This window comes from Mesorhizobium sp. WSM4847 (genome assembly GCF_055811335.1).
Genome location: NZ_JBVVPY010000010.1, coordinates 195718 through 220464, shown reverse-complemented (window position 1 = coordinate 220464; position 24747 = coordinate 195718). Strand labels below are relative to the sequence as shown.

General features: G+C 62.3%; 24 protein-coding genes. 17 read left to right on the top strand and 7 right to left on the bottom strand.

Translation table 11 applies throughout. The features are described 5' to 3' along the window. Positions 1-129: 129 nt before the first annotated feature. Genes AC0L28_RS16975 through nuoG form a run of 7 tightly spaced genes read left to right on the top strand, consistent with a single transcriptional unit; the run spans position 130 to position 7204 of the window. Entirely contained in the window at positions 130-495 is a 366-nt protein-coding gene (locus tag AC0L28_RS16975) for an NADH-quinone oxidoreductase subunit A (RefSeq protein WP_023800384.1), read from the top strand. Continuing rightward, positions 483-986 carry a NuoB/complex I 20 kDa subunit family protein gene (locus AC0L28_RS16970; RefSeq protein ID WP_027152448.1) on the top strand — a complete coding sequence of 168 codons (504 nt, stop codon included), beginning with the start codon at positions 483-485 and terminating at the stop codon, positions 984-986. The genes AC0L28_RS16975 and AC0L28_RS16970 overlap by 13 nt, the downstream gene beginning before the upstream one ends. Continuing rightward, positions 983-1519, top strand: a complete 537-nt coding sequence (locus tag AC0L28_RS16965; protein WP_128179632.1) for an NADH-quinone oxidoreductase subunit C — start codon at positions 983-985, stop codon at positions 1517-1519. Before AC0L28_RS16970 ends, AC0L28_RS16965 begins: the two co-directional genes overlap by 4 nt. A 28-nt stretch (positions 1520-1547) precedes the next feature. Continuing rightward, positions 1548-2762: an NADH dehydrogenase (quinone) subunit D gene (gene nuoD / locus AC0L28_RS16960; RefSeq protein WP_027152450.1), complete on the top strand. Its 1215-nt coding sequence runs from the start codon at positions 1548-1550 to the stop codon at positions 2760-2762. A gap of 16 nt (positions 2763-2778) precedes the next feature. Beyond that, a complete protein-coding gene (locus AC0L28_RS16955) occupies positions 2779-3291 on the top strand; it encodes an NADH-quinone oxidoreductase subunit NuoE (RefSeq protein ID WP_027152451.1) in 513 nt (170 codons plus the stop codon). A 5-nt stretch (positions 3292-3296) separates the two neighbouring features. Then, the gene (nuoF, locus tag AC0L28_RS16950) at positions 3297-4562 is read left to right on the top strand and encodes an NADH-quinone oxidoreductase subunit NuoF (protein ID WP_128245415.1); all 1266 of its coding nucleotides are present in this window, start codon (positions 3297-3299) and stop codon (positions 4560-4562) included. 32 nt (positions 4563-4594) lie between these two features. Beyond that, complete coding sequence (gene nuoG / locus AC0L28_RS16945) at positions 4595-7204, top strand: NADH-quinone oxidoreductase subunit NuoG (protein WP_473478913.1); 2610 nt, start codon at positions 4595-4597, stop codon at positions 7202-7204. A gap of 23 nt (positions 7205-7227) precedes the next feature. On the opposite strand, the gene AC0L28_RS16940 is transcribed toward nuoG, so the two are convergent. From AC0L28_RS16940 to AC0L28_RS16920, 5 genes are all read right to left on the bottom strand, one after another. Next, on the bottom strand, positions 7228-7668 hold the full coding sequence (locus AC0L28_RS16940) for a CBS domain-containing protein (RefSeq protein ID WP_023800391.1): 441 nt from the start codon (positions 7666-7668) through the stop codon (positions 7228-7230). A 39-nt stretch (positions 7669-7707) separates the two neighbouring features. Beyond that, on the bottom strand, positions 7708-8274 hold the full coding sequence (locus AC0L28_RS16935; RefSeq protein ID WP_023800392.1) for an NADH-quinone oxidoreductase subunit I: 567 nt from the start codon (positions 8272-8274) through the stop codon (positions 7708-7710). A 23-nt stretch (positions 8275-8297) separates the two neighbouring features. Next, positions 8298-9284, bottom strand: a complete 987-nt coding sequence (gene nuoH, locus AC0L28_RS16930) for an NADH-quinone oxidoreductase subunit NuoH (RefSeq protein WP_023800393.1) — start codon at positions 9282-9284, stop codon at positions 8298-8300. Positions 9285-10378: 1094 nt separating this feature from the next. After that, on the bottom strand, positions 10379-10978 hold the full coding sequence (locus tag AC0L28_RS16925) for an NADPH-dependent F420 reductase (RefSeq protein ID WP_128245417.1): 600 nt from the start codon (positions 10976-10978) through the stop codon (positions 10379-10381). 202 nt (positions 10979-11180) lie between these two features. Then, positions 11181-11915 (bottom strand): SDR family NAD(P)-dependent oxidoreductase, encoded by a 735-nt coding sequence (locus AC0L28_RS16920; protein ID WP_128167593.1) that lies wholly within the window; start codon positions 11913-11915, stop codon positions 11181-11183. 293 nt (positions 11916-12208) lie between these two features. On the opposite strand from AC0L28_RS16920, the gene AC0L28_RS16915 reads away from it, so the two are divergent. Both AC0L28_RS16915 and AC0L28_RS16910 read left to right on the top strand, forming a co-directional pair. Then, positions 12209-13105 (top strand): LysR family transcriptional regulator, encoded by an 897-nt coding sequence (locus tag AC0L28_RS16915; protein ID WP_128167592.1) that lies wholly within the window; start codon positions 12209-12211, stop codon positions 13103-13105. 543 nt (positions 13106-13648) lie between these two features. After that, the gene (locus AC0L28_RS16910; RefSeq protein ID WP_128167591.1) at positions 13649-14047 is read left to right on the top strand and encodes a RidA family protein; all 399 of its coding nucleotides are present in this window, start codon (positions 13649-13651) and stop codon (positions 14045-14047) included. Positions 14048-14137: 90 nt separating this feature from the next. On the opposite strand, the gene AC0L28_RS16905 is transcribed toward AC0L28_RS16910, so the two are convergent. Together AC0L28_RS16905 and AC0L28_RS16900 are read right to left on the bottom strand one after the other, a co-directional pair. After that, complete coding sequence (locus tag AC0L28_RS16905) at positions 14138-14587, bottom strand: DUF2397 family protein (protein ID WP_473478911.1); 450 nt, start codon at positions 14585-14587, stop codon at positions 14138-14140. A gap of 368 nt (positions 14588-14955) precedes the next feature. After that, the gene (locus AC0L28_RS16900) at positions 14956-16152 is read right to left on the bottom strand and encodes an ROK family transcriptional regulator (protein WP_473478874.1); all 1197 of its coding nucleotides are present in this window, start codon (positions 16150-16152) and stop codon (positions 14956-14958) included. 142 nt (positions 16153-16294) lie between these two features. On the opposite strand from AC0L28_RS16900, the gene AC0L28_RS16895 reads away from it, so the two are divergent. From AC0L28_RS16895 to AC0L28_RS16860, 8 genes are all read left to right on the top strand, one after another. Then, complete coding sequence (locus AC0L28_RS16895) at positions 16295-17560, top strand: ABC transporter substrate-binding protein (RefSeq protein ID WP_473478872.1); 1266 nt, start codon at positions 16295-16297, stop codon at positions 17558-17560. A 61-nt stretch (positions 17561-17621) separates the two neighbouring features. Beyond that, complete coding sequence (locus tag AC0L28_RS16890; protein ID WP_473478869.1) at positions 17622-18557, top strand: carbohydrate ABC transporter permease; 936 nt, start codon at positions 17622-17624, stop codon at positions 18555-18557. After that, complete coding sequence (locus tag AC0L28_RS16885; RefSeq protein ID WP_473478867.1) at positions 18550-19452, top strand: carbohydrate ABC transporter permease; 903 nt, start codon at positions 18550-18552, stop codon at positions 19450-19452. Before AC0L28_RS16890 ends, AC0L28_RS16885 begins: the two co-directional genes overlap by 8 nt. A 25-nt stretch (positions 19453-19477) precedes the next feature. Continuing rightward, on the top strand, positions 19478-20575 hold the full coding sequence (locus AC0L28_RS16880; protein ID WP_473478865.1) for an ABC transporter ATP-binding protein: 1098 nt from the start codon (positions 19478-19480) through the stop codon (positions 20573-20575). Positions 20576-20585: 10 nt separating this feature from the next. After that, complete coding sequence (locus tag AC0L28_RS16875) at positions 20586-21353, top strand: SDR family NAD(P)-dependent oxidoreductase (protein WP_287179839.1); 768 nt, start codon at positions 20586-20588, stop codon at positions 21351-21353. Then, complete coding sequence (locus AC0L28_RS16870; RefSeq protein ID WP_023800407.1) at positions 21337-22395, top strand: sugar phosphate isomerase/epimerase family protein; 1059 nt, start codon at positions 21337-21339, stop codon at positions 22393-22395. The genes AC0L28_RS16875 and AC0L28_RS16870 overlap by 17 nt, the downstream gene beginning before the upstream one ends. Beyond that, the gene (locus AC0L28_RS16865) at positions 22392-23204 is read left to right on the top strand and encodes an SDR family NAD(P)-dependent oxidoreductase (RefSeq protein WP_023800408.1); all 813 of its coding nucleotides are present in this window, start codon (positions 22392-22394) and stop codon (positions 23202-23204) included. Before AC0L28_RS16870 ends, AC0L28_RS16865 begins: the two co-directional genes overlap by 4 nt. A 346-nt stretch (positions 23205-23550) precedes the next feature. Then, entirely contained in the window at positions 23551-24738 is a 1188-nt protein-coding gene (locus tag AC0L28_RS16860) for a magnesium transporter (RefSeq protein WP_023800409.1), read from the top strand. The last annotated feature ends 9 nt before the right edge of the window (positions 24739-24747 follow it).

Sequence of the window (24747 nt, the reverse complement as noted above, 5' to 3'; positions counted from 1 at the left end):
GGCCAAGGGAATACTCTGGAGCGTACGAAAGGATGCCCTAGTCGCTGCACGAGGGCCAGCACCGCCGGCCTGAAGATTGGTCGGTCGCAGCTTGAGCAAGCCCTCGGTGGGTGACCAGGGCAGCGCGACATGACTGGAATGGAATTCCTGCCGGTTCTCTTCATGGTCGCCGGAATTGTCCTGGTGGCCGTGGCGACGCTGTTCGTCTCCTCGCTCCTGCGCCCGTCCAACCCCTATCCCGCGAAGAACATGCCCTATGAGTGCGGCATGGACCCGGCCGGCGAGGCCGCCGGGGGCCGCTTCAGGGTGCAGTTCTTCATCCTCGCAATCCTGCTGGTGGTGTTCGACGTCGAGGCGATGTTCCTGTTTCCCTGGGCGGTCGTGCTGAAGGAGATCGGGCTCGTCGGCTATGTCGAGATGTTTGTCTTCATGCTGCTGCTTATCGTGGGCTTCGCCTACGCCTGGCTGAAAGGAGCGCTGGAATGGGAGGAGTAGGCGAAACGATTCGCGACAGCGTGCTGTTCACCACCGCCGACAGCGTCATCAGTTGGAGCCGGCGGTCGGCGCTCTGGCCCGAGACCTTCGGGATTGCCTGCTGCGCCATAGAGATGATTTCGGCCGGCTGCGCCCGCTACGATCTCGACCGCTTCGGCGTGGTGTTTCGACCTTCGCCGCGCCAGTCCGACGTGATGATCATCGCCGGCACGGTGACGCGGAAGTTCGCTCCGGTCGTGCGCCGGCTCTTCGACCAGATGCCGGAGCCACGCTGGGTCATCGCCATGGGCACCTGCGCGATCTCGGGCGGGGTCTACAACACTTACGCCGTGGTGCAGGGGGCGGAGACTTTCGTGCCGGTGGACGTGCATGTGCCCGGCTGCCCGCCGCGGCCCGAGGCACTGATGCATGGCATCCTTCTGCTCCAAGAGAAGATCAAGAGGTCCCGCGCGCTGGCCGGGACGCCTCTGGATCGGGTTGCAGCCTCATGAGCGTGGAGACGTCCCTCATCCGCACCCTGATCGCGGAACGTTTCGGGGGGGAAATCGAGGAGCTTGGCTTCTCGCATGGGGTTCACGCTTTCGCCTCACCGCCTGACATGATCGTCGAGCTTTGCCAATTCCTGAAGGGCCATCCGACGCTGCGGTTCGATTTCCTGTCCGACATCTGCGGGGTCGACCATTATCCCGAAACGCTGCGCTACGAGGCGGTGTACCACCTCTATTCGCTGCCGAACAAATGGCGCGTTCGGATCAAATGCCGCCTCGGCGATCCGCCGCGGGTCCCGTCGGTGACGGGGGTCTGGCGGACCGCCAACTGGCACGAGCGAGAGGCCTGGGACATGTATGGCATCCGGTTCGAGGGCCATCCCGACCTGCGCCGGATCTACATGTGGGAAGGCTTCGAGGGCTTTCCGCAGCGCAAGGACTTTCCGCTCCGGGGCTACAAGGACACGCTGAACCCGTTTGGCGCGGAAGGCCCGCCGCCGACGCAGCCCGATCTCGCCACCAAGGACATTCCATAAGGGAGGCCGTTCGACGCCGGGAAGTGAGATGACCGAAGTCACGGAACTGAGCAGGCCGGCAGGTGAAGCGCTCGACACAAAGGAGGTGCTTCTCAACCTCGGCCCGCAGCATCCCAGCACGCATGGGGTGCTGCGGCTCGTCCTTGAGCTGGACGGCGAGTATGTCGCGCGCGTGGACCCACACATCGGCTACCTCCACCGCGGCACCGAAAAGCTGGCCGAGAGCTTCACTTACACCCAGATTTTTCCGCTAACCGACCGGCTCGACTACCTCTGCCCGCCCTCGAACAACCTCGCTTTCGCGCTAGCGGTGGAGAAGCTCCTGGGCATCGAAGCGCCGATCCGCGCGCAATATATCCGCGTGCTGATGGCCGAACTCGCGCGGATCTCCGGTCACCTCCTGATCACCGGTGCGTTGCCGATGGACCTGGGCGCCATGACCGCGTTGGTTTACGCCATGCGCGAGCGTGAAATGATCATGGACCTATTGGAGATGATCAGCGGGGCGCGGATGCACACGTCCTTCTGCCGGGTCGGGGGTGTGCGCGAGGACCTGCCCGACGGGTTCTTTCCCAAGATCAGGGAGTTCTGCGACATCTTCCCGAACCGGATCCGCGACTATGAACGGCTGGTCGAGAACAACCGGGTGTTCCTGAAGCGCACGCAGGGGATCGGCGTGATCTCAGCCGAGGACGGCATCGACCTTGGCCTGAGTGGCCCGAACCTGCGGGCCTCGGGCGTCGACTGGGACATCCGCCGCGACGAGCCCTATGAGATCTACGACCGGTTGGCTTTCAACGTCATTACCCGCGATGAGGGTGATTGCTACGCGCGCTGGCAATGCCGCGTCGAGGAGATGCGCGAGAGCGTCCGGATCATCGAGCAATGCCTTGACCAGATGCCCGAGGGGCCGTTCCAGATCGATATGCCGACCATCGCTTTCCCAGTGGATAAGGACAGGGTGCACTGCTCGATGGAGGCGCTGATCCAGCATTTCGACCTGTCGGCTTATGGCTTCAAAGTGCCGAAGGGCGAGGTCTATTCGGCGATCGAGGCACCAAAGGGCGAACTCGGCTTTTACATCATCAGCGACGGGTCGCAAAAACCGTTCCGTATGAAGGTGCGGGCACCGTCGTTCGTCAACCTTCAGGGACTGTTCGGGGCAAGCAATGCGCGCTTCCTCGCGGACATGATCGCCGTGCTGGGCAGCCTCGACCCGGTGATGGCCGAGGTAGACAAGTAGCCGGGATCTGGACGCAATGAACATGCGCGAAAAGATAGAAGCGGCGGCGGCGCGGTATCCCGACCAGCGCTCGGCGATCATGCCCGCGCTTCTGATCGCGCAGAAGGAACATGGTCATCTGCCCGGCCCGGTGTTGGAAGAGGTCTCCGACATCCTGGGTGTCGAGCGGGTCTGGGTCTACGAATTGGCGACCTTCTACACCCTCTTCCATACCGAGCCGGTGGGTCTGTTCCACTTGCAACTCTGCGACAACCTATCCTGTATGCTGCGCCGATCCGAGGACCTACTGAGGCATCTGGAGACTGTGCTGGGGATCGAAAAGGGCGGCACGACCCCGGACGGGCTGTTCACGCTTTCGACCGTCGAATGCCTCGGCGCTTGCGAGATGGCCCCGGTGATGCAGGTCGGCGACGACTATCACGGCGACCTCGACATTGCGCGGATCGACGCGCTCTTGGACAGGCTGCGCGCGGCGGCAGGGCAAGCGACCGGCGCCGAACTCGCCGCCGCAGGACCGCCGGGTGAATAGCCGCCATGTTCGAACCGGTCCTTCTCAGAAACATGGACGTGCCGGATGGCCATCTGCTTTCGAGCTATGAGGCCGGCGGCGGCTACCAGGCGCTGGCGAAGGCGCTGCGCGAGCACACGCCCGACGAGATCATCGACCTCGTCAAGCAATCGAACCTGCGCGGTCGCGGCGGCGCCGGATTCCCGACGGGGTTGAAATGGAGCTTCGTGCCAAAACGGGCCGACAAGCCGAAATACCTGTGCTGCAACGCCGATGAGGGCGAGCCCGGCACGTTCAAGGACCGGATCATCATGGAGCGTGATCCGCACCAGCTGATCGAGGGCATGGCGATCAGCGCCTACGCGATCGGGGCGGAAACCGCCTATGTCTACATCCGCGGGGAATACGTGCTGGCGATCCACCGGCTGGAGCAGGCGATCGCCGAGGCCCATGCGAAGGGTTATCTGGGGACACGGATTCTGGGCTTGGATTTCAATTTCGTCGTGCACATCCATTGCGGCGCCGGCGCATATATCTGCGGCGAGGAGACGGCGATGCTCGACTCGCTCGAAGGCAAGCGGGCGCAGCCCCGTCTGAAACCGCCATTTCCGGCGGTCGCGGGGCTCTACGCCAGCCCGACCGTGATCAACAATGTCGAGACGCTGGTCTGCGTGCCGCATATTGTGGCGCGGGGGCCGGACTGGTTTCGCGGCATCGGCCCTGACAAGAGCCCCGGTCCGAAGCTTTATTGCCTCAGCGGGCACGTGCGGAAACCGGGCCTTTACGAACTGCCGATGGGCATATCGCTGCGTGAACTGGTCGAGGACCGCGCGGGCGGGCCGCCGCCGGGGCGCAGGATCAAGGCGGTGATCCCCGGCGGGGTCTCGGCGCCGCTGATCCCGGAGCGCGGGCTGGATGTCGGGATGGACTTCGACTCACTGGCTGCGGTCGGCTCGATGCTTGGCTCGGCCGGGGTGATCGTGATCGACGACTCGACCTGCATGGTCAAGGTCGCCACCCGGATCATCGAGTTCTTCCACCACGAGTCCTGCGGCAAGTGCACGCCGTGCCGCGAAGGGCTCAACTGGGTTGTGAAAGTGCTGCGCCGGGTCGAGGCGGGACAGGGCGTGCCGGACGATCTGGAACAGCTGGAGGCGCTCTGCAAAGGCATTTTCGGCAACACGTTCTGCGCTCTGGGCGATGGCGCGGCTATGGGGCTGCGGGCGGCACTGGCGCATTTCGAGCATGAATTCGTCGCCCATATCGAGGAGGGCAGGTGCTCGTTTCACTAAGGAGCGCGCAGGGAGAAGGCCGCAAGAAAGTCATGGTTAGCGTCACGATCGATGAACAATCGCTGGAAGTGGAGGCAGGCTCTACGGTGCTGCAGGCTGCCGAGCGTTTGGGCATCGAAATCCCGACCTTCTGCTATCTCAAGCGGCTGCCGGCGCTGGCCTCCTGCCGCATGTGCCTGGTGGAGATCGAAGGGCAGCGGCGGCTGCAGCCTTCCTGCGCCACCGCGGTCACCGACGGCATGGTGGTGCGGACTAACACGCCGCTGATCGACGAAACGCGCTCTTCCATGCTCGACATGCTGCTTGCCAACCACCCCCTCGACTGCCCGATCTGTGACAAGGGCGGCGAGTGCGAGCTTCAGGACATGGTGATGGCATACGGGCCCCGGGAAAGCCGATTCCGCGATGCCAAACGTGTGTTCCACTCCGAGGACATCCGTCTCAGCCCCGTCATCATCATGAACGTCAACCGCTGCATCCAGTGCCAGCGCTGCGTCCGGATGTGCGAGGACGTGGTCGGAGCGGTCGCCTTGGGCACCATCGAAAAAGGCATGGATACCGCCGTCACCGGCTTCGAGGGCAGTCTCGCGAGTTGCGACCAGTGCGGCAATTGCGTCGAGGTCTGCCCGGTTGGCGCGCTGATGAGCTTCCCCTATCGCTACAAGGCGCGGCCCTGGGATCTGGTCGAGACCGACACGGTCTGTCCGCACTGCGGCACGGGCTGCCAGCTGACCGTCGGCACACGCAAGGGCGAGTTCATGCGGGTCCGCTCGAAGTGGGACGAGGGGCTCAACCGCGAAACGCTCTGCGTGCGGGGACGCTTCGGCCTCGATTTCGTAGAGAGCCAGGACCGGATCAAGCGGCCGATGATCCGTCGTGATGGTGCCTTGGTTCCGGTTTCCTGGGACGAAGCCGGGGACTACCTGCGCCTAGGCCTGTCGGCCGTCGAGAGCAAGGCTGCGGGCGGGCTGGCCTCGCCGCGCCTGCCCAACGAGGTGCTTTATCAGTTCCAGAAGCTGATGCGGACGGTATTCCGGACCAACAACATCGACTGCTCGTCGCGCTGGTCCACGCCCTTCGAGACGCTCGGCCCGTTGGTGGCGGGCTTCTACACCCGCGCGCCGCTGGAGGAGGTGATCGGCAACGACTGCGTGCTTGTCGTCGGTGGCAACGTGACCGACGAGAACCCGGTCACTGAATACCTGCTGCGAGACAGCGCCCGGCGGCGGCAGACCGGGTTGCTCATGCTCTCGGCGCGGCCATCCCGTCTGGACGCCGATGCCCGGGTGGTCGTTCGCGTTCGGCCGGGCGGTGAGGCAGCGAGCCTTGCCGCGGTAGTGGCCGGGCTGGTGGCGGCGGCTGGTCAGGCCTTGCCGCGTGACGTTTTTGCCGACATGGGCGCGACAAGCGGTGGGCCGGAAGCGACCGCAGAGAGTAACGGGCCGGACCGTCTGGTCGCCGCGCTGCTGGAAGGCCGCAGCGTCACCGTTCTTGTCAGCGCCGATCTCCTGAGATCACCCGAAGCGCGCGCGACGTTGCAGCAACTCAGAAACCTGTTGCAGCTTCTCCGCATTCTCGGCAAGGACCTGGCGATGCAGTTCCTCTTCGACCGTGCCAACCAGTTGGGCGCCTGGGACATGGGGGTTCTGTCGGCGGCGCTGCCGGGGCTGCGCCCGGTCAACGATGATGCGGCGCGCACCGCTCTCGTACGAGCCTGGGGCGCCGAAATTCCGCCTGAGCCGGGCGCAGATCTCGACGCCATGCTGGCGCTTTGTAACGAGGGGCGGGTAGGCGCGCTTTATATCGCCGGAAGCGACCCTCTGATGGCCTATCCCGACCGGGGATTCGTCAAGCGGGCGCTTGATGCCACCGATCTCCTGATCGTGCAGGACACGTTCCTCACAGATACGGTGGGCGTGGCCGATGTCGTCCTGCCAGCGGCGGGTTATGGCGAGGAAACCGGCACCTTCACCAACAACGAGGGCCGGATCCAGAAGGTCTGCAAGTTCCGCGAACCCGCCTTCGAGGCGCGGGGCAATCTAGCGATCTTCGACTTCGTCGCAGCGCTCCGCAACCAGGCATTGCAACCGTCGATGCAAGGCGAAATCTTCCGCGAGATTGCCCGGCTGGTTCCGGCCTACCAAGGGCTGACGGACGGGCTTGGAGCCGACGGAGCATTCACCACGGCGGACCCGACGCCGCCGGCTGGCGAGTTCTTCGCCCCTCCGCCTAACCCGAATGCGGCCGACCGGCTCATGTTGGTCACCGGCAACTGCCTGTTCCACAATGGATATCTTTCCGAACGCTCGGAGATCCTGAATACGGTGGCGGATGACCCATATGTTGAGATGAGCGCGTGGGACGCCGCGCAGCTTTGCCTTTCGGATCGCGATCAGGTGGTCGTGCGAGCCGCCCAGGGCGAACTGAGGGCGCAGCTCAAGGTCAACAGGCATTTTCCCCCGGGCCTCGTGTTCGTGCCTGAAAACTATAGAGACCTGCGTCTCAACAGCCTTATGCGGCGGGGCGAATACCCTTGTCCGGTGGAGGTTCAAAAGGCGCACGCTGCCTTCGCCACCGGAGTCGGGGCGCGCCCTGAAAATCGCGGCCAAGGCATTGCCGAGCTTCCGGGCAGTTCACCCTAATCGGCTCCCCCGGGTTTGCATCCTCAGTGATAAGGGGTGCCGGCAATGTAATCGCTCAACGCTTGCTCGGTACGGAGCAATTCGTCGAGCCGGTGCTTGACCACGTCGCCGATGCTCACCACGCCGACAGAAGCGTCGCCATCCATGACCAACACATGGCGCGTGCGTCGGTCGGTCATGAGCGACATCACAAAGGGCAGCAAATCCTGTGTCGAACAGGTCACCACACTGCGGTTCATGATGTCGGCGACCCGCATTGTGGGCGCCTCGATTCCGTATTCAGCCACCGCATAGCAGCAGTCCCGCTCCGACAGCGTGCCCAGGCATTCCCCGGGCGAACGGCTGACGACCACGAATCCGATGTTGTTGTCCCGAAACAGCCGCAGGACTTCTACGACCGTCTGATCTGGTGTGACCGAGATGAGCTCGGGAGATTTGGTCTTCAAGATTTGGCGGACAAGCATCTGAGCCTCCTGTGCTCCGGCCTGACGGCTGCCACGCGTTCACGTTCGGCGGATATTCCGCCACCAGTTGTATCCCTGAGGCTCGCTCGTCTCGACCAGCACGTCCTGTTCGGTGTTCAGGCGCGCGGCGACCACGCCGCCGCCGGTCGTCGCCTTGCCCGGTTTGCCGAGCAGGTCGTCGCGCCCGACCACCAGGTCACGCGAGGAAAAACTCGAGAATTCGTACTGTTGGCCAAGCGCGATCGCGTCGGCCGGGCAGGCGTCCTCGCACAGCCCGCAGAACAGGCAGCGGGCCATGTCGATCTCGAATTTAGCTGGATGCCGGTTGCCCTTCTCGTCCTCGTAGGGAATGACTTCGATACAGTCGCAGGGACAAATCCGCGCGCAGAGTTCGCAGGCCACGCACTTGATCTCGCCCTCTTCGTCGCGCGTCAGGAAGTGATGCCCGCGGTAACGCGAATAGGGCAACCATTTTTCCTTGTCAGGATACTGCATGGTCACGGATCTGGAGAACATGTAGCCGAAGGTCAGCGCCAAGGCGCCCGCTAGATCGGCGAAGAATGCCCAGCCGATCCATGTTCCACTTATGTGCAGTGCGCGCGACATCGCCGCCTCGCTTGGGGTGGCCCTCAAAGGAAAGCAACACCTGTTACTATTATGTTCGCCAGTGACAGTGGAAGCAAGACTTTCCAGCCGATCGCCATCAGTTGGTCGTATCGATAGCGCGGGAAGGTGAAGCGGAACCACATAAACACATAGAGAAAGAACGCGACCTTGAGCGCGAACCAGAGGAGCGGCGGCAACGGGATCAGCACGCCGTTCCAGCCGCCGAAGAACAGGATGACCGACAGGACCGACACCAGCAGCATGACGGCGTATTCGCTGACCATGAAGAACGCAAAGCGGATGCCGCTGTATTCGGTATGGAACCCGGCCCCCAGATCGCCCTCCGCCTCCGCCAGGTCGAACGGAATGCGCTGCGCTTCGGCCAGCCCGGCGACGAAGAATACGAAAAATCCGACCGGTTGGTAGACGATGTTCCAGACATCGGCCTGTGCCCGCACGATATCGAGCAGGCTCATGGATTGCGCCAGCATGACCACGCCGATGACCGCGAACCCCATGGGGATCTCGTAGCTGATCATCTGCGCGCAGGTTCTGAGGCTGCCCAGGACCGCGTATTTGCTGTTCGCGGCCCAGCCGCCGAAGATGACGCCATAGACCTCGATCCCGATCACCGCGAAGACGAAAAGGAGGGCCACATTCATGTTGGAGACGTAGAGTGTGATCTCGTGACCGAGGACCGAGATGCTTTCGCCGAAGGGGATCGCGACGAACACCACAAAGGGCGGGGCGAGCGCCAGGATTGGCGCCAGTTTGAACAGGAAGCGGTCGGCTTCGGCCGGGATGTGGTCCTCTTTGGTCAAGAGCTTGATGCCGTCCGCCACCGGCTGCAGCAGCCCGTGCCACCCCACGCGCATCGGCCCCATCCGCTGCTGGATGTGCCCGGCGATCTTGCGTTCCACCCAGGTCAGCGGCAAAGGCAGCAGCAGCAGGATCGCAATCAGCAACGCGACCTTGAAGGCGATCAGGCCAAGGGCGACGACAAGTTCCATAATCCGCGGCTACTTGTTCATCGGGTTGAGAGTTACGATACTGAGCACTGCGCTTGTCCGGCTTCGCGGAAACGGCAGTCTGCCGGCGGCGACGCAACTTGTGCAATGGTATCACAGTCTTACCGTTGCTGGCCATGGTGTGCGTGTCGCTTGGCGCTCAAACGGGCCCGCACATCGAGCAATGGCACGCAATGACGGGACCAGACGGCCCCAGCGCCTAATACTGAACGCCTCCACAAACAGCCCCCATTTTACCGTTCAACAACGGCATTCGGCACGAGACACATTCCTAAGGGCCAGAACGCAGGGCACTGAACCGCTTAATCGGTGCAGGTGACGCTCCCCCACTAAAGGGCAATCCGAACGAGTTGCCGCCCGCCCGGCCAAAAAAGAGACCGACAACGCAGACGAGAAATGGGGAAATCTCGGCAGCGTCATCGGTCCAACGGACCAAAGGCGAGGAGGGTTTGGTGCATTGTCAATGCTATCGGTCATTTCCTGACTGACGACCCGCTTCCTCAGCCGCGATGGGACGCGCGACAGCCCATCGATCCGTCAGAGCACAAAAACCCGGTTGGCAAGCAGCACGATCCCGAGCTAACGATCTAACAGGCATCCCTACAGCAGAGGCCAACAGAAAGATGGTATCTCAGGACACTGCACGGCCGTGCGGCGATCGGCGGTGTTTCGGATACTGCGAGGTGCTCCGTCGCAGATTTGGATTTAAGCCATTTTGTGACGGTATTGTTGACGGTATTCGAAGGAACGCCAATTAGAATTCTATTGCATAATCAGTAAGCTATGAGGGCAGTAGACAATCGAGTGGGAGTGAGGGGGAGTACCGTGGAGTAGTATCGGATGGCGGAGGACACTCGAGCGAATCCTAGGCCATCGATAGCAGTCGACAGATTCTAGGCGACCGCAGATCTGCCGCTCTGTCGGGCGTCTCCCCGCTCTTCGAACGGCGCCCATACGCCGTCAGATCCACCCCAACCTTCGCGACTTTGTGGCCTTCAAATATTCGGTCGCGCGCTGCTCGAAGAAGTTAGCGCCCGCGACCAGTTCTCGGCGCCGATCACACGGTCGTAGATCGATTACTGCTCCTTCTTGAACAAATCCTGGAAGATCAGCTTGCCCCAAATGCGGCCGCGTGCATGCACCAGCGCGCCGCCCTCGCTGAGCTTTCCCAGCTTGACGGGCGCGAACCCGAGTTGTTTGGCCAAGGCCGCCACGGGAGCGATCGCATCCTCGTCGTCGCTCGACAGAAAGACGACCCGGTGGCCGCCCTCGACGATCGGATCGGCAGCCAGGGTGGCCGCAATCAGGTGATTGAACCCTTTGACGAACTTGGCGCCGGTGAACGCCTTCGCAACGAAGGCCGAGGACGGGAGACCGTTCAGCTCTTCAGGGACTGGAAACACGTTCGTCGCGTCGATGACTGTCTTGCCTTCCCAACTCGGCAGGGCCTTCGCAACCTCGCGGTGCGCCCCGAACGGGACCGCCAGGATGATTATGTCGGTCTCGAGTGCTTCCCGCAGCGACTTGGCGACGACCGTGGGTCCGATCGCCCGAGCCTGCGGTGCCAACGCCTCGGGCGGACGGCGGCTCGCGACGGTCACGTCGATGTTTTTACGGGCAAAGGCGCGGGCGAGGGCCTGGCCTATCTTACCAAATCCTACAATCGCGTAGCTCATAATGCTTCTCCGATCCGTATTGGTATTGATTCCCAGACCTTCCACGGCGCTGGGTTATCCGTTCTGCTGTGTGGCGACCTTTGTGTAGAAGCCCCGTCGTGAACGACTTCCGCGCGGCCGGGCCGACCATCAGCACGGAAGTCGTTCCACCATGGACATGCTAGTCCCGCCGATCAGCCACCTCCGGAGATCCGGCGCGAATTCAGATGGCCGAGAAGCCGCCGTCGACAGACAACTCCAACCCATTCACGAAGCTCGAATCGTTTGAAGCAAGAAACAGCGCGACTGCCGCAATTTCCTCAGGACGCCCCATCTTTCCCCGCGGGATCAGGGATTCGAACATCTGCTTCGCCTCCTCGGTGAGAACTTGGTCCTGCATCGGTGTGGCGATCGGCCCCGGGTGCAGCACGTTCACCCGGATATTCCTGCCCTTGAGTTCGTTGAGCCACCCGCGTGCGAACGCGTGCAGCGCCGCCTTGCTCGCCGCATACACGCTGTAACCAGGAAAGCCTTTGATCGAAGCAACTGACCCGGTCATGAAGATCGACCCGCCATCGTTGAACAGCGGCAACGCCTTCTGGACCGTAAACAGCGTGCCGCGCGTATTCAGGCCGAAGGTCGCATCGAAATGCTGCTCGGTAATCTCGCCCAGTGGGACGGCTTCGCCCGTGCCGGCGCTCGCGTACAGGACGTCGATCTTGCCCTTTTCTCGCTTGACCGTGTCGAACAGACGGTCGAGATCGTCGAGATTGGACGCGTCGCTGCGCACGCCGGTCACGTTCCGGCCGATCAGCTTGACGGCCTCATCGAGCGCCTCGTGCCTCCGGCCCGTGATGAAAACGTAGGCGCCTTCTTCAACGAACCGCTTGGCGCTCGCCAGCGCCATGCCGCTCGATCCACCCGTGATGACTGCAACCTTACCCTCAAGCTTTCCCATGACTTCTCCTTTCAGGCTCCGCCTTTGATCGTTCGGGGAGGTCCCCGAGAGCCTCGAGATAGGTCTGCCGACGTCTGGCTTTGAGTGCGGAAGCGCGCAGATCGGTGGTGCGAAATCTATCCGGCTGGACGACTGACGCCAGCCGCGACGATCGGTGTCAGCCGTCCGGAAATGGGCCGCGCTTGTCGGCATAGGCAGTGATCACCCGCCCGTGCTATCCCACAATCGAGAGGATGTTCGATAGTGTTGGACTCGGGCTTTCGAAGGCAAACCCCGCGGTGCGGGATTGCACCATGATCGACTGGGATGACGTTCGCTACTTTCTTGCCGTCGCGCGCGGAGGCTCGGTGCGGGCTGCCGCCGAGCGCCTCGGAGTGAACCACTCGACCGTGCTGCGACGCATAGCCCAACTCGAGGAACGCCTCGGGGTGCACATGTTCGAAAAGCTGCCTTCGGGCTACCGCCTGACGGCAGCAGGCGAGGAGGTCCTCGAGTTCGCGGACCAGATGGAAGCGTCGTCGCACCTGCTGGAGACGCGCGTCTTCGGGCGCGACCAGAGCGCGCGCGGGCTTCTGCGGGTGACGCTGCCACCGTTCCTCGCAACACACCTACTCATGCCGGACTTCGCCGATTTCGCGCGTCTGCATCCTGACATCGAGATGGAAATCTTGTCGTCCGGCGAGGTGGCAAATCTGACCAACCGAGAGGCGGACGTCGCGATCCGCATCGTCTCCGACCGCAAGACCCTGCCGCTCAATCTTCACGGCCTGATGGGACCGGAGCTGTTCGGCGGCGTCTACATGTCCTGCGATCGACTAGCCGAGTGGCGTGCGGGCGCGCCTGATCCCATCCGGTGGATCGTCGTAAACATTCATGGCATCCCAACCTGGGCCCACGAGGGTGAGGTTCGTACCACAGGGGTTCCGTTCAGGACCCCGGACGCCGAGGCGCAGATCGTTGCAGCACGGCAAGGGATCGGGATCACGAGACTGCCGTGTTTCGTCGGAGATGCCGACCCCCTGCTGGCGAGGGTGCCGGGCACCGACCCGCACATATACGGAACGCTCTGGCTTCTCACACAGGGGGAGACACGCAAGACGAAGCGCGTGCGGCTCTTCACCGAGTTCGTATCCCGCAGGCTCGCCGCGTACGCTCCGCTTCTCGCAGGGCTATCAATATCGCGAGACTGACGCTCGGCAGGTCGCCGGCGACGCTTGCCGTAATCCGGTCGGAATCCGAGCTGCGATCGCTTGAAGCGGCGTCGTTCAATCCGCGAATGTTGCGCCGTATCGCAACCGGCGCGAAGGCCACCCTACTGAGGGCGACGGACTTCACCGTCGCTGACGGTTTTTTTGGCAGGCTGGAGACGCCGCTTTTGCGGAGAACTCCGACGAAAATAGACCAACCGATATCGACAGTCTTTGAAACCGAGCCAATCGCGGATCAGCGAAATTCTCCTTTGAATTCAAGAGCGAGAATTTCTGAAGGATCCGGGATACGGTTCTTCGTCGTCAGCGGAAAGATTTTCTTCGATGGATCAATGCGTTATGATGCTTCTGAACAATCGAGTGGGAATGAGACGAGAGTGGCGCGCAGTAGACTAGAGTAGAAGAAGATAGCCAGGGGGAGACTGTTATGCGGCTCCGCGATACGGAATCGGCCTCTGGCAAAGGAGATGCCCAGATGAACGCGAACAGCAAACGACGAAGCAATCCAAAGGGGTAGCAAAAAGGATGACGCTAGAGTGTATCAATCCGCGCGATCTACCGACCCCAACGACCTATACTCAAGTCGTTGTCGCAAGGGAACCCAAGCTCATATTCGTCGCGGATCAGGAACCGGAAGACATCGACGGGAAGCTTGTTGGCCCCGGTGATCTAGCAGTTCAAGCACGTCAGGTGTTCGCCAATCTTGGGCGAGCCCTTGCAGCCGCCGGTGCCTGTCCCGAACAAGTGGCAAAGATTACGATCTACGTTGTTGATTACGAGCGCGATCGCCATCTGGCTATCATCGAAGAGGCTCGAGTGGTGCTGTTCGGCGATCACAAGCTTGCCGACGTCATCGTAGGGGTCAGCGCCCTTTCTCCTGGTTACCTCATCGAGGTTGATGCGTTTGCGGTTGTGGATGGTTAGGCCACCATCGGGCAACCGAACCAGCAGAGTCTTATCCAACGACTGGCCGTGACGGTCTTTTTCCAACGATGCTGATTGTTGAAGGCGCGTCTAAAGGGTCCAAAATCGATCGATCGATGCCGATCGTGGTTGAAACCGAGCAAGTCGCGGATCGCCGAAATTCGTCTTTGAAATCAAGAGCGCGAATTTTTGACGCATCGCTGAGACGGTCCTTGGCTGCGCGCAGACAAATTTGCGCTGAAAAGTCAGCATGTTACGAAAGCTTGCACGATAGAAGTCGCTAAGGCTTGAAACGCGCGCGGTGTCGGGGTGCGATTCGAGATTGCCCCATTCCGTGAGCTGGGTGAGCGCCGTATTCACGTCCTCAATGCGCGGCGGCTTGTTCGGCCATCGGGCTTCGGCAAGCACTTCGTCCGGCCGCAACTGCAAACGGTATTGCCGCTTCGCCGCCGCGAAGACGTCCATGATGCAGCGGTAGAACACGGCCTTCTCGGCGCTCACGTGACGGAATAGGTCCGCCGGGTCATTCGCAATATGCATGGGCAAGCGCCGCCTCCCGGACTCACTTCGAGCGTTTTCGCTTTGTTCTCGCGCCCCGTCAAGACGCCGAATTGACCATCAAGCACATGCGCCTGTGAGATTCTGTGCACTCAGCCCTGAAAACGAAGAGCGGTCAAAAGCCAGATGATGGTCAGCCCAACAAACGTCGGACCGATCCTGTGACGATAGCCGTATCGGCTCGTTGCCAGTGTGGCTGTCTGGGGAAGCCAGGAAATCAGCCGCCTTTGGCTTTACGACTGCGCGTGCCCGGTTGGCCGGGACGCTCTTTCCATACTCGTCCCACCAGGCGGTGAGCGCACATCGCGCCCGTCGTCCTGTTCCTCGCGAGCGCTCGGCGAAAAGTCAAATCATTGCAGCCGGCTGTTGTGGCGCAGCACAAGGCCGACCGCGCCGAGCAAGGCATCGTTCTGCGTGTGCTTGCCAACGATTATCCGTGTGCGCAGTGCGGGTGCGATATCGCGGGACTTGATGAGCGTGTGGCGTTCATATGACGCGATCAGCGGTGCCAGGAGAATGTCGCCTGCCAAAGCCATGCGGCCACCGATGATGATGAGCGGCGGGTTGATCACCGAGCCGATCAGACCAAGACCGCGGCCGGCGAAGTCCGCGGTGTCCTCGATCATCCTCAGCGCCCCGACGTCGCCCTGTTCGGCCATCATGATCACCTCGTCCATCGTGACCGGCCGCCGCGCGATGCGCGAAATCTGCTGCAGCGGCCGGGCAAAACTCGCATAAAGCTCCAGGCATCCGCGATTGCCGCACCGGCAAAGATCGCCGCCTGGATCGATGCTGATATGCCCGAATTCGCCGGCGCCGCCGGCGATGCCCGTCACCAGCCGGCCATGCTGGACTATGGCCCCGCCGACGCCGAGATCGATCTTGAACAGGACGAAATCGTCTTGGCCGACGGCCGCGCCCCACATCAGCTCGGCGATGGCCGAGCAGTTGCTCTCGTTGTCGGCGAAAATCGGCTGTTCGAGAACCGGCCCGAACACATCGCGGATGTTGACCCCGGCCCAGGTCGGAACAATACTCGCACGCTGCACCACGCCTTCGCGGCTGACAGGGCCCGAGACGGAAACCCCAACCCCCAGGAGCCCCGCCATCGGCAGACCGTTCTCTTCGTAGCATTGGGCAATTGCTAACTTGGCGAGCCCGGCCGCCTGTTGTGGCTGGTAGTCCAGGCCCATGGCGATAGTTTGTTCGGCGATGACAGAATGCGAGACGTCGGCGACGAGGCACCGCATCTCATCGAGGCCCAGGTGGATGCCGACACAAGTGCCCGCAGCGGGATTGAGCGTCAAGGTCGCGGCAGGCCTGCCAATGCCCCTGGCCCCGTCATGGTGGACCGAGGATTCGATCACCATTCCGGACTTTCTCAAGCCATTGAGCGCGGTTGAAACTGTCGACCGCGCCAAACCGGTGATGTGCGAGATTTGCGAGGCAGAAAGCACGCCGCGCTCCTGCAGGCATCGCACGATCAGGCTCTCCGGTGATGCGGAGGGCTTGTCGATCAGCCAATTTCTAAGCGAAGGTTTGTTCATGATGAGCACAAAGGACGTTGACTGATAGCCCAAATATGTCATCTTGGAAAGAACGGAGATACTGCATCTCCCTCTGCGACGAACTCGAATTGCGTCCACAAGCGGTCGAGACGAACCGCAAATCACTTATGGGAGTGAAACGATGGAATATCTGAGGACGGCCGTTGCGGCCGCTACGGCGTACACCCTTGTTGCGGGAGCTGCGCTCGCAGAGCCCAAGACCAACCTGTTGCATCAATGGGCGACCGGATCGGACGCCCAAGCCATTGCCAAGCTCGGCGAGATGTTCACCGCCAAGGGTGGCACCTGGCAGCAGACCTCCATCGCGGGCCACACCGCCAACACGCTGGCGAAACTGCGCGCCGACGTGATCGCCGGCAATGCACCGCCGGCGGTGCAGCTCAAGGGACCCGAGATCGCCGAATGGAACGAGACCGGCATGACCGCCAATCTCGACGAACTGGCGACAGCGGAAAATTGGGAGAAGGTCGTCGCTCCCGAATTGCTGCCGGTGATGAAGCCGACCGGCAGCTGGGTGGCGGCGCCGATGAACATCCATCGCATCAACTGGCTGTGGGCATCGCCGAAGGTCATGCAGGAAGCAGGCGTGGCAGAGGTGCCGAAGACGTGGGCAGACTTCAACGCCGCCTGCGACAAGATCGTGGCGTCAGGCAAAATCTGCATCTCGCACTCGACTGCCGACTGGACCGATTCGACGGTCTTCGAGGTCGTCGTCTACGGAATGGATCTCGATCTTTTCAAGAAGGCCTTCGTCGAGGGTGACATCGAGGCGATGCGCAGCGACGGCATGGTCAAGGCCTTCGAACAGTTCCGCACCATGACGACCAAATATATGGACCCCGGCATGAACGGGCGCGACTGGGATAGCATGTCGCATCTGGTCGGCCGCGGCGAGGCCGCCTTCCACATCATGGGCGACTGGACGCTCGGCCTGCTCACGGCCGGCGGCTTCAAGGAGGGCACCGACTATATCTGCGCCCAGGCGCCGACTGATTGGGGCAAGCCGGGCTTCATCCTGAATTCCGACTCGGTGGTGTTCTTCCAACAGAAGGATCCGGATTACGTCGAGGGGCAGAAACTGCTCGCCAGCACCATCCTGTCGCCCGAGTTCCAGTCGATTTTCAATCAGACCAAGGGCTCGATCCCGGCCCGTCTCGACGTCGACCTTTCGAACGGCTTCAATCCCTGCCAGCAGCTTTCCCAGAAGGACCTGCAGGCGTCGATCGATGGCGGCACGCTTGTCCGTTCGATGGCGCACAACATGACGATCCCGCAGAAGGTGCGCGGCGCGATCATGGATACCGTCACCGAATTCGTGGCGACGCCGGACATGACCGCTCAGGACGCAGCCAGCGCGATGGCCGATGCGGCCGAAGCGCAGATGTGAAGACGCTGCCGATGATGGCTTGTCGCGCGTCGCCCGGCCCCCGACTTCGCCGGAGCAGAAGATGTCAACGCGTGACCTGACCGTACCGGTTGCGGCTACCGCAACCCCGTGGCGGCAGCGCCTGGGCACGATGGTGCCCATTCTGGTGCTGGCGCCGTCGCTTGCGGCGAGTTTCATCTACGTCTTCGTCTTCACGCTCTGGACGCTCTATCTCTCGCTCTCCAGTTCGTCGCTGATGCCGACCTATGGGTTCGTCGGTCTGGACAATTACGCTTCGCTCTGGGCGAACCGGCGCTGGAACATCGCCTACACCAACCTCTTTCTGTTCAGCGGCTTCTATATCGTCGGCTCGATGGCCATCGGACTGCTTCTGGCGATCCTGATCGACCAGCGCGTTCGCGGCGAGGCGGTCTGGCGCACGATCTTCCTCTATCCGCTGGCAGTCTCCTTCATCGTCACCGGCACGGTGTGGAGTTGGCTCTATAATCCCGTCGACGGCATCCAGGCCTTCGTGCGGGGGCTCGGCTGGACCGACTTCAGCTTCGCCCTGACGGCCAACCGCAACACCGCAATCTATGCGGTGATCATAACCGGTATCTGGCAGTCGTCCGGCTTCGCAATGGCGCTTTTCCTGGCTGGCCTGCGGTCGGTCGATCCGGATCTCATCAAAGCAGCGCAGATCGACGGTGCGTCGGTTTCCCGAACCTATCGGAAGGTCATCCTGCCGACGATCGCCCCGATTTTTCTGGCGGTGGCGGTCATCCAGATCCAGTTCGCCATCAAGACCTTCGACCTGGTGGCGGCGTTGACGCGGGGTGGGCCAGGTGTGTCGACTACCTTCCCGGCGATCTATGTCTACGACCTGATGTTCCAGCGCGGGCAGATCGGCGAGGGTGCCGCCGCGGCGATGATGATGCTCGCGGCCCTCGCGGTTGTGCTGGTGCCCTATTCCTTGTGGATCGTTTTGCGCAGGCGGGCGGAGGGCCGCAATGGCTGAAATTGTCACCAACGCCCGGCATGATCCCGAAGCGGCCGCGGCTACGCGGCGATATTTCTGGGGTCGCTTCCTTGTCTATGCGGTGCTGACGCTTTTCGCCGTCATCTACCTTGCACCGCTGCTGGTCGTCGTCCTCAACTCGTTGCGGGAGCAGTCCGACATTGCCCGTAACGGCCTCATCTCGCTGCCGCGCAGCTTCCGCCTCGACGCGTGGGCGCAGGCTTGGGGCACTTATTGCGTCAGCGGCACCTGCGAAGGCATGAAGCGCAATTTCTTCAACTCGCTCTGGATGACGATCCCCGCAACGCTCATCTCCACGCTCCTCGGCGCCATGAACGGCTACGTGCTGTCGAAATGGCGCTTTAAGGGCTCGGAAATTCTGTTCAACCTGATGCTGCTCGGCGTCTTCATGCCCGGCCAGATCTCGCTGATGCCGTGGGCGTTCCTGCTCGGCAAGCTCGGCCTGACCAATTCGACGTATGGTCTGGTGTTGATTCACGTCGTCCAGGGCGTCTCGTTCACCACCCTGTTCTGCCGCAACTTCTACGTCAGCATACCGGACGACCTTATCAAGGCGGCACGCATCGACGGCGCCGGCTTCTGGCGGATTTTCCGCAAGATCATCCTGCCGCTGTCGCCGCCGATTTTGATCGTCACCGTCATCTGGCAATTCACCGGCATCTGGAACGAGTATCTGTTCGGCGTCGTCTTCACCTCGGGCCAGCAGCAGCCGATTACGGCGGCTTTGGTCGCGCTTACGGCCGGCGGCACGACCGCCCGTGCTTACGATGTGATGAGCGCAGCCGTGCTGATCGGCGCGCTGCCGCCGCTGCTGATCTACCTGTTCGGTGGAAAATACTTCGTGCGCGGCCTGACACAAGGGGCCATCAAGTGAGGCGCCATCAAATGAGGCATCGCCCATGTCCGCGCTGATGATCCGCGACCTTCACAAGAGCTATGGCGGGCTCGAGATTCTGGCCGGCATCAATCTCGAGGCGCGAACCGGGGAGTTTGTCGCCCTCGTCGGCCCGTCGGGATGCGGCAAGTCAACCTTGCTCGCCATGATCGCCGGCCTGGAAACCGTCACCTCGGGCGAGATCTGGATCGGCGACCGGCTGGTGAACTCCGTGCAGCCCAAGGACCGCGACATAGCGATGGTGTTCCAGTCCTATGCCCTCTATCCGACCATGACGGTGCGCCAGAACATCACCTTCGGCATGGAGAGCCGAGGCGTGCCCAAAGCGGAGCAGGCGGAAGCCGTAAAGCGGGTTACCGCACTGCTGCAGATCGAGCAGTTGCTCAACCGCAAGCCCGGGCAATTGTCGGGTGGCCAGCGGCAGCGCGTTGCGATGGGGCGCGCCCTGGTACGCGACCCAAAATTGTTTTTGTTCGACGAGCCGCTGTCCAATCTCGACGCCAAGCTGCGCGTCGACATGCGCACGGAAATCAAGAAGCTGCACCATCGCGTCGGCAAGACGACGGTGTACGTCACCCACGACCAGGTCGAGGCGATGACGCTTGCGTCCCGCATTGCGGTGATGAACCAGGGCTCGGTGCAGCAGTTCGACACGCCGAAGCGGATCTATGACCGGCCGACCAACATGTTCGTGGCCGGTTTCATGGGATCGCCGGCGATGAATTTCATCCCCGCCCGGCTTGCGGGATCGACTAGCATCTCGGTACGCGCCGCTGACGGCAGCGACGCCACTCTTGCCCTTGCCATGCCGCTGTCCGCCGGTGCGCCAAAGGACGTGGTGCTCGGTGTTCGGCCCGAACACATCTACCGCTTCACGACGGACCTGAAGTCGCGCAAACCTGCTGTCGTGTCCTTGCGGGCGCCGGTCGAACTGGTCGAGCCGACCGGTGCCGAGACGCTTGCCGTCCTCAGGCTGGGCGACCTGGAGATCACCGGCCGTTTCGAGCCGGATGACGCTCCGGTCATGGGCGAGACGATAACGCTCGGCATCGACATGTCGCGCGCCTGTCTGTTCGATCCAGCAACCAGGGCGCTTCTGTGATCTGATGTCCATGCAATTCGCGACTTACCCGAGCTTGACCGATCGCGTCGTGCTGATCTCCGGCGGCGCCTCCGGGATCGGGGCCGATATGGTTCGCGCTTTCGTGGCGAATGGCGCCCGCGTATGCTTTCTCGATGTGCAGGATGGGCCTGCAGAGGCGCTGGTCCGTGAACTCAGCGGTGCCGGCAGGCGAACTCCCCTGTACCTCCATTGCGATGTGACCGACGTTGATGCGCTGCAGGCATCGGTAGAAGACGTGCGCGCTAAGCTCGGTCCGGTCGCCGTTCTGGTAAACAACGCTGCCGATGATCAGCGCCATCCCGTTGACGCGGTGACGTCAGAATATTGGGACCGCAGCTTCGACGTCAATCTCCGGCATCACTTCTTCGCCGCGCAGGCGGTGCATCCGCATATGAAGGAACTCGGCTTCGGCTCGATCATAAACTTCTCTTCCATCGCCTGGCGTTTCGGCGCGGACCAGATGGTGGCCTATGCCACCGCCAAGGGTGCCGTTGTGGCGCTGACGCGCGCACTGGCGCGGTCGTTTGGATCCGACAACATCCGCGTCAATGCAGTCGAACCCGGCGCCGTCATCACCGAGCGGCAGCGCCAGCTGTGGTTCAAGACCCAGGACGCAATCGACCAAACGGTGCAGCGGCAACTCATCCGCCGCGTCCTGCTGGGCGAGGAGATCGCGCGGACCGTGCTCTTCCTTGCCGCCGATGACAGCCGCATGATCACCAAGCAGTCCATCGCAGTCGATGCCGGTCTGCGCTGATGCGATCGCTTCCAAATCCTTCAACGGAACTGCCAAGCTGATGTTTCGTCTCGGCCTCAACCCATACGGACTGACCTACACTCTCGGCCTGCAGGGACGCGGTACGCCGCGGCACAATCCGGACGGGACCGGGCTGGAAGGCTTCATGGCGCTTGCGCAGGAACTGGGCGCACGCACGCTCGAGATCTACGAACCGTGGTTGACCGACTTGCCGGACCCCGAAATCGTCGACCTACGCAAGCGTCTGATCGCGCTCGACATCGTCCCGGTGGTCAGTGGCGGACTTCTGGTGGCCGGTCCGTTGGACAGTGCGTTTCGGGCGGCGCGCCTGCTCGAGGCGACGACGATCCGTATCGCACTGACCCCCGTCCTGTGCGGCGACCGCAACCTGTGGGGCCCGAAATGGAGCGAGTTCGACGCGACGATCCGCGCTGCCTTGACGGAATGGGGGCCGCGTGCGGCGGCTGAGGGCCGGGTGCTCGGCATCGAAAATCATCAGGACTTCGGCAGCGACGAACTGGTCGCGTTCTGCGAACTCGGTGGGCCGGGCGTCGGCATCACCTACGACACCGGCAACACCTTCCCTGTCGGCGAGGCGCCGCTTGCCTTCACGCGGCGCATCGCACCGCACGTCCGCCATGTCCACCTCAAGGACTATCGCGTGCAGTTCACCGATGAGGGCTATCGTCTGGTCCGCTGCGCGATCGGCGACGGCGCCGTGCCTTTCGCCGAACTGGCAGCCATCCTCGCCAAGCACCACGACACGCTGACGGCCGTGCTTGAGCCAGGCGCGCTGGAAGCCCGCCACGTTCGCTGTCTCACCGACGACTGGTGGAACGAGTATGCACCGAAATCCGCGCGCGAGTTCGCGGCCTGCCTGAGTGCCGCGCGCGTAAACCGCCTTGCTGACGACGCCGACTACCGGACGCCATGGGAGCGCGACGATGACGGCGCGCTGGTTTCGTATGAGCTCGACATGATCCGGCGCAGCGCCGCCAACATGAAGAAGTTCGATTTCATTGCAATGGAGAAACCAGCATGACTGCCCGAGAACTCAGCGGCCTGACCGCCTTCGTGACCGGCTCGGGACGCGGCCTTGGTCGCGTCATGGCCGACCGCCTGGCCGAACTTGGCGCAAACGTCGCCATCCACGATCTCGACTGGACCCGGCCGTCGCAATATGGCGAATTCGCAGACCTCGGCGAATCCGCCAGGGGTCTGGAAAAGCATGGGACACGGGTAACCGCGGTTACGGGCAACATCGGTGACAGGCAAGCCGTTGCCGAAATGAAGAGGAAGATCGAGGCGGAACTCGGCGATGTGCATGTTCTGGTCAACTGCGCCGGCGGCGACATCGGCGCCAAGGGGGTAAAGCCCAGTCCCAACAACGCGCTCGACATCGACTATGAAGACATCAAGGTGCTGACCGAGAACAATCTCATCGGCACGATGCTGGTCTGCCAGGCGTTCATTCCGCCTATGGTTAAGCGCGGCTCAGGCTCGGTGATCAACATTGCCTCGGCGGCAGCGCATATCGGATGCTCGCCGGAGGTGGTCTACTCCACGCTTAAGGCGGCCGTCGTGCATTATACGCGTTGCCTCGCCAAGGAACTGATCGACGATGGCGTGCGCATCAATGCGGTGAGCCCCGGCGCCACCAAGACGGCACGGTTCCAGGCGAGCCGCGTCGTCGATCCGGAGCGCATGGATTCGAGCAAGAAATCGCTGAACCGCTATGCCGAGCCTGAAGAGATCGCCGAAGCGGTGGCCTTCCTCGCCGGTCCGCGCGCGCGTTTCATCAACGGGCAGGTCATTCGCGTCGATGGCGGCTTCACCATCTTCCCAGGTTGAATCGCGGCCGGCACGCGAACTGTCGGGCTGAGCGCACCCCAATGAGCAGGGCCGCGACGGCCCATTTGCCGACCTTACTTCGTTGATGAGTTGCGACGTGCTCGCAGAGCTCGGGAAATCGACGGTGACGTTTCGGCAACACGTCAATTCTCTTGGCGACACGGTGACGTTACAGCCCGCCTATATGCACCCACGCAATGGCTCGGATTTGTCTGGGTCGGTCTACTCGGCGCCCCGAGAAGGCGAAGATTCCGGATCGAGGCGCTTAGGCCACCGTGCGCCTGGGCAGAGCGAACCGGTTCCGTCTATAAGCTCAGAGGCGCAACATTAGAGTTTGGGGGAACAGATGAGGGAAGAGAACGACATTCAGAAGTTGGTGCGCACGCTGCGTGCTCGAGCCCCTGACGACGCGGCTGAATTGCTAGCCCGAGAGTCTCCCGAGTTCATCCGCGACGCACTAAAGTTGTTACCGGATAAGCACGCCCGGAAGGTGGCGGAGCATTTTCCCTCGCAAAGGAGGCCCATCAAATCTCATACCGACGGCAAGGATCTCGCGATCCCCGAGGCCATCGTTGAGCTGATGGATCCGATCCCCGCCAGCGTTGCTGTCGGGACCACGGTAGCCGCCGCGGTCGAGGCCGTCAGGCGCGCGCAGGTGCCGACCGAGTTGACTTACCTCTATATCACGGACGAGGGCGATAGACTGGTTGGCCTAGTGGTCTTGCGCGATCTGATGCTGAGCGAGGCCGACGCGACGGTGGATCAAATTATGCTGGCAAGTCCGTTCGCCCTTCACGTCGATATGCCTTTGAGCGAAGCCTGCAAGGCGGCGGTACGCCGTCACTACCCTGTCTATCCCGTGGTGGACGCGGAGAACCGGCTGCTCGGGCAGGTTCGCGGCTGGCGGCTGTTCGAGCAGCAAATCATCGAGATTTCTGCCCAGCCTGGCCAGATGGTGGGTGTCCAGAAGGAGGAGCGTTCTTTCACTCCGCTGTTTTCAGCCTTCTTGAAACGTCATCCGTGGCTGCAGCTCAACCTGCTGACGGCCTTCATAGCCGCTTTCGTGGTCGGCTCGTTCACAGGCACGATCGAGAAGATCGTCGCGTTGGCGGCGTTCCTCCCGGTGTTGGCCGGACAGAGCGGAAACACCGGCTGTCAGGCGCTGGCTATTACGCTGCGTGGCCTCGCCTTAGGGGATGTGGACAAACGACCGAAGCTGCACTTGGTGCTGAGGGAGGGAGCGCTCGGGATCGCCAACGGCTTGCTCGTCGGTCTGGTGGCGGCTGCGGCCATGTGGTTCTACGCTTCACGGCAGCCGGAGTCGGCATCCCAGGCCCCCATGCTGGCGCTTGTGATCCTGCTTGCCATGTCCGGATCGTGCCTCATGTCCGGGATCTCCGGCGTGCTGATCCCGTTGGGCCTGCGGCGGGTCGGCGCCGATCCGGCCGTGGCTTCCGCGATCTTCCTCACGACGGTGACCGATATTGTAGGCATGGGCCTGATGCTGGGACTGGCCACCATGCTCGTGCTGTAGGCGCGCTCG

Coding starts and splice junctions, on each gene's coding strand:
- AC0L28_RS16975 (WP_023800384.1), top strand. CDS start 130: ATGACTGGAATGGAATTCCTGCCGGTTCTCTTCATGGTCGCCGGAATT.
- AC0L28_RS16970 (WP_027152448.1), top strand. CDS start 483: ATGGGAGGAGTAGGCGAAACGATTCGCGACAGCGTGCTGTTCACCACC.
- AC0L28_RS16965 (WP_128179632.1), top strand. CDS start 983: ATGAGCGTGGAGACGTCCCTCATCCGCACCCTGATCGCGGAACGTTTC.
- nuoD (WP_027152450.1), top strand. CDS start 1,548: ATGACCGAAGTCACGGAACTGAGCAGGCCGGCAGGTGAAGCGCTCGAC.
- AC0L28_RS16955 (WP_027152451.1), top strand. CDS start 2,779: ATGAACATGCGCGAAAAGATAGAAGCGGCGGCGGCGCGGTATCCCGAC.
- nuoF (WP_128245415.1), top strand. CDS start 3,297: ATGTTCGAACCGGTCCTTCTCAGAAACATGGACGTGCCGGATGGCCAT.
- nuoG (WP_473478913.1), top strand. CDS start 4,595: ATGGTTAGCGTCACGATCGATGAACAATCGCTGGAAGTGGAGGCAGGC.
- AC0L28_RS16940 (WP_023800391.1), bottom strand. CDS start 7,668: ATGCTTGTCCGCCAAATCTTGAAGACCAAATCTCCCGAGCTCATCTCG.
- AC0L28_RS16935 (WP_023800392.1), bottom strand. CDS start 8,274: ATGTCGCGCGCACTGCACATAAGTGGAACATGGATCGGCTGGGCATTC.
- nuoH (WP_023800393.1), bottom strand. CDS start 9,284: ATGGAACTTGTCGTCGCCCTTGGCCTGATCGCCTTCAAGGTCGCGTTG.
- AC0L28_RS16925 (WP_128245417.1), bottom strand. CDS start 10,978: ATGAGCTACGCGATTGTAGGATTTGGTAAGATAGGCCAGGCCCTCGCC.
- AC0L28_RS16920 (WP_128167593.1), bottom strand. CDS start 11,915: ATGGGAAAGCTTGAGGGTAAGGTTGCAGTCATCACGGGTGGATCGAGC.
- AC0L28_RS16915 (WP_128167592.1), top strand. CDS start 12,209: ATGATCGACTGGGATGACGTTCGCTACTTTCTTGCCGTCGCGCGCGGA.
- AC0L28_RS16910 (WP_128167591.1), top strand. CDS start 13,649: ATGACGCTAGAGTGTATCAATCCGCGCGATCTACCGACCCCAACGACC.
- AC0L28_RS16905 (WP_473478911.1), bottom strand. CDS start 14,587: ATGCATATTGCGAATGACCCGGCGGACCTATTCCGTCACGTGAGCGCC.
- AC0L28_RS16900 (WP_473478874.1), bottom strand. CDS start 16,152: ATGAACAAACCTTCGCTTAGAAATTGGCTGATCGACAAGCCCTCCGCA.
- AC0L28_RS16895 (WP_473478872.1), top strand. CDS start 16,295: ATGGAATATCTGAGGACGGCCGTTGCGGCCGCTACGGCGTACACCCTT.
- AC0L28_RS16890 (WP_473478869.1), top strand. CDS start 17,622: ATGTCAACGCGTGACCTGACCGTACCGGTTGCGGCTACCGCAACCCCG.
- AC0L28_RS16885 (WP_473478867.1), top strand. CDS start 18,550: ATGGCTGAAATTGTCACCAACGCCCGGCATGATCCCGAAGCGGCCGCG.
- AC0L28_RS16880 (WP_473478865.1), top strand. CDS start 19,478: ATGTCCGCGCTGATGATCCGCGACCTTCACAAGAGCTATGGCGGGCTC.
- AC0L28_RS16875 (WP_287179839.1), top strand. CDS start 20,586: ATGCAATTCGCGACTTACCCGAGCTTGACCGATCGCGTCGTGCTGATC.
- AC0L28_RS16870 (WP_023800407.1), top strand. CDS start 21,337: ATGCCGGTCTGCGCTGATGCGATCGCTTCCAAATCCTTCAACGGAACT.
- AC0L28_RS16865 (WP_023800408.1), top strand. CDS start 22,392: ATGACTGCCCGAGAACTCAGCGGCCTGACCGCCTTCGTGACCGGCTCG.
- AC0L28_RS16860 (WP_023800409.1), top strand. CDS start 23,551: ATGAGGGAAGAGAACGACATTCAGAAGTTGGTGCGCACGCTGCGTGCT.